The following is a 13,280-nucleotide window of genomic DNA, read 5'->3' as shown; positions in this document are numbered from 1 at the left end:
CTCCGGGAATACGCCGGAGGCTGACATGAGACGATTCCTTCTCGTCGCCGGAATGCTCGCAGGCGCCTGGAGCGCAGCTGCCTTGAGCTCGAGGCCCGCGCTATCGCAACAATCCAAGGTCGGCGACTGGACCATCGAGAAGCGTACGCAGGATACGCATTGCAATGCGAGCCGTGGCTACAAGGACAAGGAGGACGAGAACCGCGACTACGTCATCGTCATCACCTATTCCGAGAAGGCCATCGTGATCGTGATGATCTACGACGGCTGGGAGTGGGACAAGGTCGGCGAGGTCCTCCGGGCCGACGTCGCAACCGATGACGCCGACATCATGAAGAAGGCGAAGTGGGAGGTGATGGACAAGACCACGGTACGCGGCATCTTCGAATTCGACCAGTCGATCATGGATCGCCTTTCAAAGGCCAAGCGCCTCACGCTCGATTTCGAGGACGATGACGACGACAGCATCGAGATGCAGGTCCCGCGCGCCGGCGAGGCGCTCGCCGCGCTGAAATTCTGCGAGGAGAACCGGAAGTAGGCCGCGGAGGCCGGTCCGCAACGCGGGCAGGCGACAGCAGCCGATCGTCGCGAGTGGGCGCGTGACTCTTCGCACACCGTCCGACTGCTGTTCGCATTAATCCTAGTCTTTGGCGAAAACGTCCAAGCCGCATCCTGCGGTTGACGTTACCCAAGGACGATGTTCGATATTCCAGCATTGCGCTGTCGCATTTTTTCCCCGTCCAAGACGGCGATCGGCCGGCCTGCCTCCTTCAGTTCCCGACGCGCTCGCCCCTATCGCCTCCGGGGTAACACGCAGATCCCGTCGTCCATCCGATGACGATCCTCCAGGCAAACCGGTTCTCGTCGCTCGTCGGCGAGATTTACGATGCGGCGGCCAATCCCGCGCTGCGCAGCGCGGCGTTGGAGCAGGTTTCGAATTTCGTCGGCGGATGTGCCGCCACCATCCTGTCCAGGGATGCAGCCAAGCTTTCTATCGAGATCCACGAGCATTTTGGCACGGATACCCGGTTCCGCCAGCTCTATCGCGACAGATATGTAGAACTTGATCCATTGCTCGATCGCCACCTCGATCTCGCCGCAGGCCGGACGGTCGGCGTGACCGACATCATGCCCCATTCCGACTTCGTGGCGACCAGTTTCTATCGAGAGTGGGTGGAGCCGCAGGGAGCGATCGATCTCGCAACCGTCATGCTCGAGAAATCGGACGCGCGCACCACGATCTTGCAGGTGTTGCGTCACCGGTCCCGCGGGATCGTCGACGACGCGATGCGTGAGCGTATGTGCCTGCTCGCGCCCCACATCCAGCGATCGCGGGTCATGGGTCGCCAGATCAGGGCGCGCTCGCATACCGTGGACGATCTTGCCGATGTCCTGGACGGACTGAGCACGGCGATTTGCCTGCTCGACGCGGAGGGGAGAGTCGTCCATGCCAATGCGGCGTGCCGTCAGCTCTTCGCTGACGCCAATCTCCTCGCCATGGTTGGCGACAGACTCGTCGCCCGCAACACCCAGGTGGACAAAATATTCCGCGGCCTTTTCGAAATTTCCGCGGATGCAGGAATGCATTCAACCGGTCGCCGTCAGATCGAGCTCGTGACATCGTCCGACGGACATCATTATCTGCTCCACGCTTTTCTCTTGAGGCGGGAACGCCATCTGCCGCGTGATGTAGCTGCCACCGTGCTGTTCGTTCAAAGGGCTACGATGGTGTCATCGCTCGTGCCCGACGCAATCGCGGCGGCGTTCAGGCTGACGCCGTCAGAATTGCGCGTTCTGATGGCGATTGTCGAGATCGGCGGGGTTCCCGACATTGCGGCCAAGCTCGGTATCGCCGAGACGACGGTGAAGACGCATCTCGGCCGGCTGTTCGAAAAGACCGGCGCCGGCAGGCAGGCCGACCTCGTCAAGATCGCCGCCGGATTTTCCGTTCCGTTTGCCCAGCGGACCGGCGGCGACGACGCGGTGTGATCCAATTCACATCGCGAAGCGCGCGAACGCGCAATCTCAATCCATTGTGATGAGCAAGGTGCGCGAGTCCTCCGAACGTATGACGCGTGTCATTTGATACTTTCGTATATGGCCGTCACTTGAAATGAGGAGGGCAGCGTGCGCCACGGAACAATGCGCGCCGGCATCGAACGCGGGTGCGGGAGACAACAGCGCGTGGCCGAGCCTGCTCGTTGGTTGGAGAGATTGCAGTGAGCGGCAAGGATGAATTTTCCATTTTCAATGTTTCAACGGACCACATTCCCGAAGACGAGCGCGTGCCGCTCCTGCGCGAATTCTACTGCCGCGGCGTGCTGAAGGCGGAGGTCGAGGCAAGGGACGGAAAGCCGGCCGCGGCGAGCTTCACGTCCCACGTCTTGCCGGAAGCCCAGTTGCTGATCGGGGGACTGTGCGGAGCGCGGGTCATTCGCACGAAGCAGCTGGTTGCAGATGGCGACGACAGTCTCGCCCTGATCGTGAACAGGTCCGGCGTTCTCGGCATATCCGAGCGAGGACACGATTTGAGGCTTCGGGCAGGAGAGGCGGTCCTGACCAGCGCGGAGGACGTCACGACCTTCGAGCGGCTCTCGCTGGGAAGTGGCTTCTCGCTGCGCGTGCCGCGAAGGGTGCTGGCCCCGATGATCGTGGACGTCGACGATGCGGTGATGCGCGTCATCCCGGAGCGCACCACCGGGCTTCGGCTGCTCGTCGACTACGCGATAGCGCTGTTGCACGAAAAGGCGCTGGCGGTACCGGCGATGCGGCAGCTCGGCGTCGCGCATCTGCATGATCTCCTGGCGCTCGTTCTCGGTGCCACCGATCACGCCCGGGAATCGACCGGACGGCGCGGTATCAAGGCGGCGCGACTCCAGAAGGCGAAATTCCTCATCGTCAACAATTGTTGGCAGCAGGATATTTCGGTGGCAAATGTTGCGCATGAGCTCGGCGTGACCCCGCGCTATCTCCAGCGATTGTTCGAGGCCGACGGCAAGACCTTTTCGTCCTTCCTGACCGAGCAACGCCTCAAGCGTGCCCATCGCATGCTGCGCGAGCCTGACTTCGCCGAGCGGCCGGTGAGTTCGATCGCCTACGACGTCGGCTTCGGCGATCTCTCCTATTTCAACCGTTGCTTCCGTCGGGCCTATGGCGCGACGCCAAGCAACGTCAGGAGCGGCGAGGTGCTGTAACCGGCCCCGACCGAATTTCAGAGAGCTGCCATTTCAAAGAGGCGAAAGGGATTTGACATGATCCTTGATCGAAAACTCAACACGCAAGGAGGCGTCGTGAGAGGGCCCTGCACCCAGGCGGGCGCCTATCGCAGCGTGCCGTATTCGGCCGACTACGTGTTCTGGCGCGCGGAATAGATCATGACACAGTGTTGCGTGCGGCAACGCCGGCCGGAGTGTTGAATGCACCGTTTCTTCTTTGATCTCCTGGTCGGCAATATCGTGAAGATCGACCCGGGCGGCATGGTGTTCGAACATGCCAAGGCGACTTTCGTGGTGGCCGACGAGATGGCGCGGCATCTCTTCGTCTGGCGCGACGATCTGCGCGATTGCGACGCCTGGATCCGCGTCAGGGACAACAGCGGGCGCGAGATCTATCGCGCCGCGGTGTGGGCCGAGAGCGCGGAGCGGGCGGGCTGGGACCAGGTGTAGTGCGTTTGCACAGTGTCGCAACTCTGCATCAGTGCTCCGCGAAACGGTGCGGTTCGTTCTGAGCCGAAACTCGGTCGCTGCCGTCCAAGTCGGTCGTGACGATCCTTTCTACCCTGGCGTTCAGCGAATCCAATTGGCGTGAGCCAGCCTCCTACGATCGGAGGAGGCTGGCGACAACGTGCCTGACGCCGGTGGGGCGAGACGGCGGCGACCGAGGAACTAAAAATGAATGTGAAGACTCTGGGCGGTATTGCACGATGGCGTCTGGCGTGCCGGTCGATGCGCCTTGTGGTGCCGGCCGTACTGGCTATGCCGTTGTTCATGGTCGAGCGGGCTGTTGCCGCTTGCACGCCGGTGGCGCCTGTCAGCAACGCGACGATTGTCTGTTCGGGTGACGTCGACACGCAGCAAGGCAGTCGTACCGGCTATGGCACGTTCGTTGACGACAACAATACCTACAAGATCGAAGCTGGCGCCAACGTTCACGGTTTTGCGTTTGGCATCAAGAGCCGCGACGGCGGTGTATTCATCAATGCCGGCACGATCGACGGAGCTACTTCGGCCGGGATCGCGTCGGGGAGCGGTGTGACCGTCTCCAATCTTGCCAGGGCCACGATCGTGGGTTTTCACGGCATTACCGCGGCTTCCGCGACCATCGACAATGCAGGCACGATCAAGAGTGAGGCCGGCGGACGCGGGAGCGGGATCGAGGTCAGGAACGTCACCGTGACCAATTCCGGCACGATCGCGGGAGTGGGTCCTGACACCGTCGGGATCAATGGCGACACGGTGAATCTGACCTCGAACACCGGAACGATTTCGGGAGATGCGAGCGGCATCACCGGCGGTATCCTCAACATCACCAATAATCGCTCCGGGGTCATCTCGCAGATCGCGGCAAGCGGAGGTGCCATCCAGGCCTCCGGTCTGGTGACAGTGGCAAACGCCGGCGACATCACCGGTCACGCGTTTGGCGTATCGGGTCAGAACGTCAACCTGACCAATCTCGCCTCCGGCACCATCCTCGCCAGGATCGGCATCTCTTCGAGCGACGGATCGAACATCACAAACTCCGGCACCATCACCGGCACCAGCGGGACGGCGATCCAGCTCTCCAACAAGGCCGATACGCTGACGCTGCTGCCAGGCTCGAAGATCAACGGTGTGGTCGATTTCGGCTTCGGGGCCGACGTCGTCAACGTCAACCTCGCGCCGAGCAGCAGGGTGTCGTCGTTGACGACGATCAGTCTGCCGACCTTCAGAAATTTCGAGGGCACCATCAATACAATCACGTCGGGAGGCGCCTTCAACGGTCCTTCGGTCGCCTTCGGCTTCACACTCGCAACGCTCGATCCGACCGCGCTGGCACAGACCGACCGCACGCTGATGGATTTTACCGGTGGCGTCTCCTCGCTGGTGCAGGGGCGGTTGAGTGGTGGCGGCACAGCCGGCAGCAACATGATGGCGATGGCCTATGCGCCGGAAACTGCACAAGCCGGCCCCTTTAACAAGGCGCCGCGCAGCCTGTGGACCGATCCGGCGCCGATCACGGTCTGGGTCAACAGCTTTGGCGGCCAGCGCATCCAGGATGAGACCGCATCGACTTTGCGCGCGACCTCGACGGCGTGGGGCGGAGCCGTCGGCATCGACCGCAAGGTGCAGCCGGATTGGCTGGTCGGCGCCTTCCTCGGCGGCGGGCAGGGTGGTCTCTCGGTCGATCTCAACTCGCAGTCGGTTGACACCAACTACGTCTTCGCCGGCGCCTACAGCCGGTTCGAATGGGCCGCGCAGTTCTTCGACTTCACGATCCAGGGCGGCAATGCCGACAATAGATCGCGCCGCCTGGTGCTGAACAACGCCGCGGTCGGCGGCATGGAGACGGCGACGGCCAATTACAGCGGCTGGTACGTTAGTCCCGAAGTCGCCTACGGTTACAAGCTCGAGGTTGGCAACGGCTACCTGCTGACGCCGACGGCACGGCTGCGTTACGTCGCCGGCCGGTTCGACGGCTACAGCGAGACCGGCTCGGCACAGGGTCTGTCGGTCGGCGGCCGCACGCTCCAGGATTTCGAGGAGCGCGGCGAGGTCGATCTCTCGCGCGTGACAAGCCTTGCCGGCGGCGAGTTCAAGGCCAACATCCATGGCGGCGTCATCGCGCTCCAGCGTGTGGGCGACACGACCATCAACACCGTGCTGCTCGGCCAGAACCTGTCGTTCGTGACGCCCGGCAGCCGCAGCACCGTCGGCGCTGTCGCCGGCATCGGCTTCGATTACCGCACGACCAGGAACGTGTCCGTGTTCGGCGCGATCGAGGGCATGATGATGTCCGACCAGAGCCGCACCGGCACGGCGAAGGGCGGCGTTCGCGTCACGTTCTGAGCCGGCATTAGCCCCGGCGGCTTGAACGCGACGCCCGCCGGCCGGGCTCCATCCGCCCGGCCGGCGCGTCCTCCGATCGGAGGATGCCGCGTGTCGTGGCTGTGCTACGCTTGGTGATATTGATCACTCAGGCCATTTAAAGCGATGCACGGACCACGAAAGCTGCCCGACCTGGTCGAGTCCATTTACGACGCCGGGCTCGATCCCTCGTTGTGGAACGACGTCGTCACCGGCATCCGCGATTTCGTCGGCGGTCAGGCCTGCGGGCTGTTTTCCAAGGATTCCATCAGCAAATTCGGTGTCACGCATTATTATTGCGGGGCGGACCCGCACTACATCCAGCTCTATTCCGAGACCCACTCGAAGTTCGATCCGCTGACGGTGCTGCCGCCGCACGGGCAGATTGTCAGCATTCCGGACCTCGTCGATTTCGATGAGTATCGCCGCGGGCGCTTCTATCAGGAATGGATGCGGCCGCAGGGGTGCAGCGATGCGGCCAACGTCGTGCTCGACACGTCGAATGCGAGCTGCCCGGTGATGATGACGGTGCTGTCGGGCCGGCGCATGGTCGATCCCGCGATGAAGCACCGTCTCTCGTTCATCGTCCCGCACGCCAGCCGCGCGCTCCTGATCAATCGCGCCATCGATGCAAAGCTGACCCTGGCGACGGCGCTGGCCGACGTTCTGGACAATCTGACATCCGGCGTCTTCCTGCTCGATGCCTGCTGCCGGGTGGTGCATGCCAATTCCGCCGGTCATGCCCTGCTTGCGGCGGACGACGTCGTCCGGGCCGTTGCCGGGCGGCTCGTAACCTGCAGCAATGAAGCCAATCAGAGCCTGCGCGAGGTATTTGCAACAGGCGGCGACGTTGCCCTGCTGGCCGCAAGGGCGCACGCGATTCCGTTGATTTCGCCCCACGGCGAGCACTATGTCGCGCACATCCTGCCGCTGTCATCCGTGCTGCGCAACGGCAGCGAACGCGTCGGCGATGCCGTCGGCGCGCTGCTGCTGCGCGCGGTGTCGCTTCGAGGGCAGTCCTACGGCGAACTGATCGCGCGGACCTTCGATCTCACGCCGGCCGAGCTCCGCGTGCTCCTGTCGATCGTGGAGGTCGGCGGTGTTCCCGAGACGGCGGCTGCGCTGGGTATCGCGGAAACGACGGCGAAGACGCATCTGCACCGCGTCTTTGCCAAGACAGGCGTGTCCCGGCAGGCCGACCTCGTCAAGCTCGCTGCGGGATTCGCCAATCCGCTCGTCAACTGATCGGTAAAATCACGATCGGAGTTGAACCTTTTGCTTCCGTGATAGACTCAACTAGGCCGCCGGGCATGAAGAACATTTCACGATCTCGATGTTTGACCACTGGCTCTTCCCATGCCCCGACCTCCGAAACATTCCGAGTTGATCGAGAGCATCTATGACGCCGGTCTCCACCCTGAGTTGTGGAGCGAGGTGATCGTCAAGGTTAATGCGTTCATCGGCAGCCAGGCCTGCGGCCTGATCTCGAAGGATCCCGTCAGCAAATCCGGCGCGACGCATTTCTATTGCGGGGTCGATCCGCACTACATCCAGCTCTATGCCGAGACCTACGCGCAGTATGATCCGCTCGCCAGGCTTCCCCGTTATGGCGAGGTGCGCAACATCCCGGATCTCGTGGACTTCGAGGAATATCGCCGCGGCCGCTTCTATCAGGAATGGCTGCGTCCACAGGGCTATGTCGACGTGGCGAACGTGGTGCTGGAGCCCTCGAGGTCGCCGTGTCCGATGCTGCTGACGGTGATCCCGGGCAGGGAGATGCTCGATGCCGGGCAGCGCGCGCGAATGCAGTCACTGGTCGCGCACGCAAGCCGTGCGCTGCTGATCAACCGGGCGATCGAGCGAAAGCAGCAGCGAGCGATCGCACTGGCCGATGTCGTGGACCGGCTCAGTGCCGGCGTCATCCTGCTCGATGCCGCCTGCAATATCGTCCACAGCAATCCTGCCGCCAAGGCGATGCTGGCCGCGGCCGACGTCCTGCGGTCGGTCTCGGGCCGGCTCGTGGCGCGATCCTCCGAGGCAAATCTGGCCCTGCGCGATATCTTCCGCGACGCGGGGCAGGTTGCAATGGCTGCGGCGGCCGGTCGAAAGATCTCGCTGATATCCCATGGCGGTTCCTACTATATCGCGAACGTCATCGCGCTGCCGTCACTGCTGCGCGACGGAGCGACGGAGCGGACGTCGGCCGTCGGAGCCCTGTTCGTCTGGAAGGCGGAATTCGACGGCCGCTCGTGCGCCGGCCTCATTGATCGCACGTTCGACCTCACTCCGGCGGAATTGAGGGTCTTGCAGTCGATCGTCGAGGTCGGCGGCGTGCCGGAGACGGCGATTGCGCTCGGCATCGCAGAGACGACGGTGAAAACGCATCTGCATCGCGTCTTCGCCAAGACTGGCGTTTCTCGTCAGGCGGATCTCGTGAAGCTTGCGGCGGGATTTTCCAATCCGCTCGTGCACTGACGTGCATTCGAGGCGCGGGACGAGTCGCTGCAGCCCGCAATAGGTTCAAACAGAGACATCATTAGAAAGTTATCGCGGGTCATTCGATCGAATGACGCGGTTTGCCGCGATCCCTTCTAGGAGAAGTCACACGATGTCCTGTTCGACGCGTTCGCATTTTTGTGAAGCAGCTCACAGCGAGCGGAACTAAATCCAGTCAATTTATGGTGGAAGGTCGAGAGGAGATTGTCATGCGTACGACGTCACCGGCTCTGGCTCGCAAACTCCGCGACATTGCCGCGCGCATCGGCGCGGCGTTCCATGAGCAGCGCACGATCGACGCGCAGCGCGCGTTGCAGCGCTATCGCCATCTGGCACAGCCGCGCGACGCAGCGCCTTTGAATGAAATCATTCCGGTCAGCAGCAAAGAGGATATTTCAGGAAATGCCCACGGATCTGATGCGTGCGAGCGCGCCGCCGGCCACACCACGTTCGAACGTGCGTAACGTCAACATCGTCGCGATCGCCGTGACCGCGGCACTCGTCACGCTCCAACTGGTTGGCCTCGCGATGCTGGAACGCTCTCACGCACACGCGATGCATGTGTCGTTTCCACGCGAACCGCAGGTTTGCTCCGAGAACGTCGACGCTGCCGTCTCGCAAATTCCCTACGATTGACCGGAGGACGGTCCGTGCCTGATGTCACGACACTGGTTCTGCTCAGCGTTGCCGTATTCGCCGGCGCCTTCGTTTCGGGTCTGTCGGGATTCGCATTCTCGGCCGTGGCGGGCGCGATTCTGCTCCGGGTGTTTCAGCCGCTGGAGGCGGTGCCGCTGATGATGGCGTGCAGCATCGGCGTGCAGGCGACCAATCTGTGGGCGCTTCGGCGCAGCATCCGCTGGGAAGGCAGTCTGCTGCTGATCGTCGGCGGATTGATCGGCGTTCCCATCGCGGTGTCGCTGTTGCAGTCCACCGATACGCATCTGCTCAGGCGGGGCTTCGGCATCATCGTCGCGCTTTATGCCGCCTACATGCTGCTGCGGCCGACGCTGGTGACGGCCGGCGAGGCCGTCGGCCGGCACTGGGTCGCGCTGATCGGGTTCGGGGGAGGGCTGGTCGGCGGGCTGACCGCCATGCCCGGCGCGATCCCGACGATCTGGTGCGACATGCGCGGCATGCCCAAGAGCGAGCAGCGGGGCCTGGTGCAGCCGTTCATCGCCGCGATGCAGATCTTTGCCATCGCGCTGCTGGTCGGACATCAGGACCTGTCGTCCAAGGTCTTCGTCGACCTCGCGATCAGCCTGCCGGCGCTGTTCGCCGGCTCCGCGCTCGGTGTGATCGCCTTTCACCGCGTCAACGAGACGGTCTTTCGCAAGACCGTGCTCGCTCTGCTGCTGGTGTCAGGGATTTCCCTGATCTAGTGCGTGAGCCCCTGGACCGGCGCCGCGCTGGTGTCGCTGCCGTGATGCGTCAGCGGCTTCATGCCGGTGACGGTGCGGAGCAACACGTAGAACACCGGCGTCAGGAACAGGCCGAACACGGTGACGCCGATCATGCCGGAGAACACGGCAACGCCCATGGCGCGTCGCATCTCGGAGCCCGCGCCGGTCGAGAGCACCAGCGGCAAGACGCCCATGATGAACGCCATCGAGGTCATCAGGATCGGACGTAGCCGCAGCCGGCTCGCCTCGATCGCGGCCCGGATCGGCGTGCGCCCGGCGAATTCGAGCTCGCGCGCGAATTCGACGATCAGGATCGCGTTCTTGGCCGAGAGTCCGACCAGCACGATGAGGCCGATCTGGGTGAAGACGTTGTTGTCGCCCTTGGACATCCAGACGCCGAACATCGCCGCCAGCAGACCCATCGGCACGATCATGATGATCGAGAGCGGCAGGGTCAGGCTCTCGTAGAGCGCGGCCAGCACCAGGAACACCAGCAGGATCGCCAGCGGGAACACCCAGAGCCCGGAATTGCCGGCGATGAATTCCTGATAGGTCAGGTCGGTCCATTCGAAGGCAAAGCCGGGCGGTAACGTCTCCGCCGCGATCCGCGTCGCCGCTTCCTGCGCCTGGCCGGATGAGAAGCCGGGCGCGGCCGCCGCGTTGATATCGGACGACAGGAAGCCGTTGTAGCGGATTGCGCGCTCCGGACCCGCGCTCTGGCGGATCTTCAGCAGTGCCGACAACGGCACCATGTCACCCGAGGACGAACGCACCTTCAGCTGTCGGATGTCGTCGGCACGGGCACGGAACGGCGCATCGGCCTGGACATAGACGGAGTAGGTGCGGCCAAACTTGTTGAAGTCGTTGACGTAGTAGGAGCCGAGGTAGATCTGGAGCGTGTTGAACACTTCCGTCACGGGCACGCCAAGCTGGAGCGCCTTGGTGCGGTCGATGTCGGCGAAGAGCTGGGGCACGTTGACCTGGAAGCTCGAGAACACGCCGGCGATCTCCGGCGCCTTCTGCATTGCCGCCATGAACGCTTTCGTCGCCTCGTTCAGCGCCTCGTAGCCGAGACCGGCGCGGTCCTCGATCTGGAGCTTGAAGCCGCCGATGGTGCCGAGACCGTTGACCGGCGGCGGCGGGAACATGGCGATGAAGGCTTCCTGGATGCCGGCGTATTTCTTGTTGAGATCGGCCGCGATGGCATTCCCGCTCAGGGCCGGAGCCTTGCGCTCGTCGAACGGCTTCAGCGTCGAGAACACGATGCCGGCATTGGAGGAGTTGGTAAAGCCGGAGATCGACAGGCCCGGGAAGGCGACCGAACTCTCGACACCGGGCTGGGTCAGCGCGACGTCGCTCATCTTGCGGATCACCTCTTCGGTGCGGTCGAGCGTTGCACCGTCAGGCAGCCGCGAGAAGCCGACGAGATATTGCTTGTCCTGGCCGGGGACGAAGCCGCTCGGCACCTGCTGGAACAGGAGGGCGGTGAGGCCGACCAGCACGACGTAAAGACCCATCACCGCGGCCTTGCCGGAGATCACCTTTGTGACGGTGCCGCTGTAATTCTCGGATGAACGCGTGAAGGCGCGGTTGAAGCCACGGAAGAACCAGCCAAGGCTCTTTTCCATGATGATCGTCAGCCGGTCTTTCGGCTCGTTGTGGCCCTTGAGCAGCAGCGCCGACAGCGCCGGGGACAGCGTCAGCGAGTTGACCGCCGAGATCACGGTCGAGATCGCGATCGTCAGCGCGAACTGCTTGTAGAACTGCCCGGTGAGGCCGGAGATGAAGGCGAGCGGCACGAAGACCGCGATCAGCACCATCGCGATTGCGATGATCGGACCTGAAACCTCGCGCATCGCCTGATAGGTGGCATCGCGCGGTGACAGCCCGGCCTCTATGTTCCGCTCGACGTTCTCGACCACGACGATGGCGTCGTCGACGACGATGCCGATCGCGAGCACCAGGCCGAACAGGCTGAGCGCGTTGATGGAGAAGCCGAACATGTGCATCACGGCAAAGGTGCCGACGATCGACACGGGCACCGCGAGCAGCGGGATGATGGAAGCCCGCCAGGTCTGCAGGAACAGGATCACGACCAGCACCACCAGCGCGATCGCCTCCAGCAGCGTGTGGATCACAGCCTCGATCGAGGAGCGCACGAACTGGGTGGGGTCGTAGACGATCTGGTAGGACACGCCCTCCGGCATGTTCTTCTTGATCTCGGCCATGGTGGCGCGGACGTGGTCGGAAATCTGGAGCGCATTGGAGCCCGGCGCCTGGAAGATCGGGATCGCCACCGCCTGCTTGTTGTCGAGCAGCGAGCGCAGGCCGTATTCGGACGCGCCAAGCTCGATGCGCGCGACGTCGCGTAAGCGCACCACTTCGCCGCGCGCGCCGGTCTTGACGACGATGTCGCCGAACTGCTCCTCATTCGCGAGCCGCCCTTCCGCGTTGACGGAGAGCTGAAGGTCGATGCCCTTGACGTTCGGGGAGGAGCCGACCACGCCGGCTGCGGCCTCGACGTTCTGCGCCTGGATCGATTTGACGATATCGCTCGCGGTCAGCCCGTGTTCAGCCGCCTTCTGCGGATCGACCCAGACCCGCATCGAATAGTCGCCGGCGCCGTAGAGCTGGACGTCACCGACGCCGTCGATCCGCGCCAGCCGGTCCTTGACGTTGAGCACCGCGTAGTTGCGCAAATACGTCATGTCGTAGCGGCCGTTCGGCGACAGCAGATGCACGACCATGGTGAGGTCGGGCGACGACTTCTTGGTGATGATGCCGAGCTGGCGCACCACGGCCGGCAGGCGCGGCTCGGCCTGCTGCACCCGGTTCTGCACCAGCTGCGTCGCCTTGTCGGGATCGGTGCCGAGGCGGAACGTCACCGTCAGCGTCATGGCGCCGTCGGTGGTGGCCTGGCTCGACATGTACAGCATGCCTTCGACGCCGTTGATCTGCTCCTCGATCGGGGTCGCCACCGTCTCCGCGATCACCTTCGGATTGGCGCCGGGATAGGTCGCGCGCACGAGGACGGAGGGCGGCACCACGTCGGGATATTCCGAGATCGGCATCGCGAACAGCGAGATCAGGCCCGCGAGGAAGATCAGCACCGACAGCACGCCGGCGAAAATCGGACGGTCGATGAAGAACTTTGAGAGATTCATGGCTTTGCCCCTGGGCAATATCTTGCGGTTCTCCGACCGCCCCTCCGTCATTCCGGGGCGCGGGCGAAGCCCGCGAACCCGGAATCCGGAGGTGAAATGGTCGGAGTTTCGTGGTCTCGAGATTCTCAGGTGCGCAATTGCGCACCGTAGTTCGCGAC

The 13,280-nt window shown here is 63.4% G+C and carries 12 protein-coding genes; 11 read left to right on the top strand and 1 reads right to left on the bottom strand.

Annotated features, from left to right (window positions below; all coding sequences use genetic code 11):
- Positions 1 to 25 precede the first annotated feature (25 nt).
- The 11 genes from A3M7_RS0106480 to A3M7_RS0106430 all read left to right on the top strand — a co-directional run bounded on the left by A3M7_RS0106480 (position 26) and on the right by A3M7_RS0106430 (position 9,937).
- Positions 26 to 538, top strand: a complete 513-nt coding sequence (locus A3M7_RS0106480; RefSeq protein WP_027543195.1) for a hypothetical protein — start codon at positions 26 to 28, stop codon at positions 536 to 538.
- A 296-nt stretch (positions 539 to 834) separates the two neighbouring features.
- Complete coding sequence (locus tag A3M7_RS0106475) at positions 835 to 1,989, top strand: helix-turn-helix transcriptional regulator (protein ID WP_027543194.1); 1,155 nt, start codon at positions 835 to 837, stop codon at positions 1,987 to 1,989.
- A 230-nt stretch (positions 1,990 to 2,219) separates the two neighbouring features.
- Positions 2,220 to 3,194, top strand: coding sequence for an AraC family transcriptional regulator (locus tag A3M7_RS0106470; protein WP_027543193.1), 975 nt, complete (start codon positions 2,220 to 2,222; stop codon positions 3,192 to 3,194).
- Positions 3,195 to 3,251: 57 nt separating this feature from the next.
- Positions 3,252 to 3,371, top strand: coding sequence for a DUF3455 domain-containing protein (locus tag A3M7_RS46225; RefSeq protein WP_245284204.1), 120 nt, complete (start codon positions 3,252 to 3,254; stop codon positions 3,369 to 3,371).
- 45 nt (positions 3,372 to 3,416) lie between these two features.
- Positions 3,417 to 3,665 (top strand): hypothetical protein, encoded by a 249-nt coding sequence (locus A3M7_RS0106460; RefSeq protein ID WP_027543192.1) that lies wholly within the window; start codon positions 3,417 to 3,419, stop codon positions 3,663 to 3,665.
- Positions 3,666 to 3,890: 225 nt separating this feature from the next.
- Entirely contained in the window at positions 3,891 to 6,044 is a 2,154-nt protein-coding gene (locus A3M7_RS0106455) for an autotransporter outer membrane beta-barrel domain-containing protein (protein WP_084301740.1), read from the top strand.
- Positions 6,045 to 6,188: 144 nt separating this feature from the next.
- Positions 6,189 to 7,307, top strand: a complete 1,119-nt coding sequence (locus A3M7_RS0106450; RefSeq protein ID WP_027543190.1) for a helix-turn-helix transcriptional regulator — start codon at positions 6,189 to 6,191, stop codon at positions 7,305 to 7,307.
- Positions 7,308 to 7,418: 111 nt separating this feature from the next.
- Positions 7,419 to 8,537, top strand: coding sequence for a helix-turn-helix transcriptional regulator (locus A3M7_RS0106445; protein WP_027543189.1), 1,119 nt, complete (start codon positions 7,419 to 7,421; stop codon positions 8,535 to 8,537).
- A 230-nt stretch (positions 8,538 to 8,767) separates the two neighbouring features.
- Positions 8,768 to 9,022, top strand: a complete 255-nt coding sequence (locus A3M7_RS49560; RefSeq protein WP_198033708.1) for a hypothetical protein — start codon at positions 8,768 to 8,770, stop codon at positions 9,020 to 9,022.
- Entirely contained in the window at positions 8,961 to 9,194 is a 234-nt protein-coding gene (locus A3M7_RS0106435) for a hypothetical protein (RefSeq protein WP_027543188.1), read from the top strand. Before A3M7_RS49560 ends, A3M7_RS0106435 begins: the two co-directional genes overlap by 62 nt.
- A 14-nt stretch (positions 9,195 to 9,208) precedes the next feature.
- Positions 9,209 to 9,937, top strand: a complete 729-nt coding sequence (locus A3M7_RS0106430; protein ID WP_027543187.1) for a sulfite exporter TauE/SafE family protein — start codon at positions 9,209 to 9,211, stop codon at positions 9,935 to 9,937.
- Here the strand turns inward: A3M7_RS0106430 and A3M7_RS0106425 are convergent.
- A complete protein-coding gene (locus A3M7_RS0106425; protein ID WP_027543186.1) occupies positions 9,934 to 13,122 on the bottom strand; it encodes an efflux RND transporter permease subunit in 3,189 nt (1,062 codons plus the stop codon). The two genes, A3M7_RS0106430 and A3M7_RS0106425, sit on opposite strands and share 4 nt — an antisense overlap.
- Positions 13,123 to 13,280 lie beyond the last annotated feature (158 nt).

The organism is Bradyrhizobium sp. WSM2254, from assembly GCF_000472645.1.
Taxonomy (GTDB): Bacteria; Pseudomonadota; Alphaproteobacteria; order Rhizobiales; family Xanthobacteraceae; genus Bradyrhizobium; species Bradyrhizobium niftali.
This window is presented reverse-complemented; position numbering and strand designations above follow the sequence as displayed.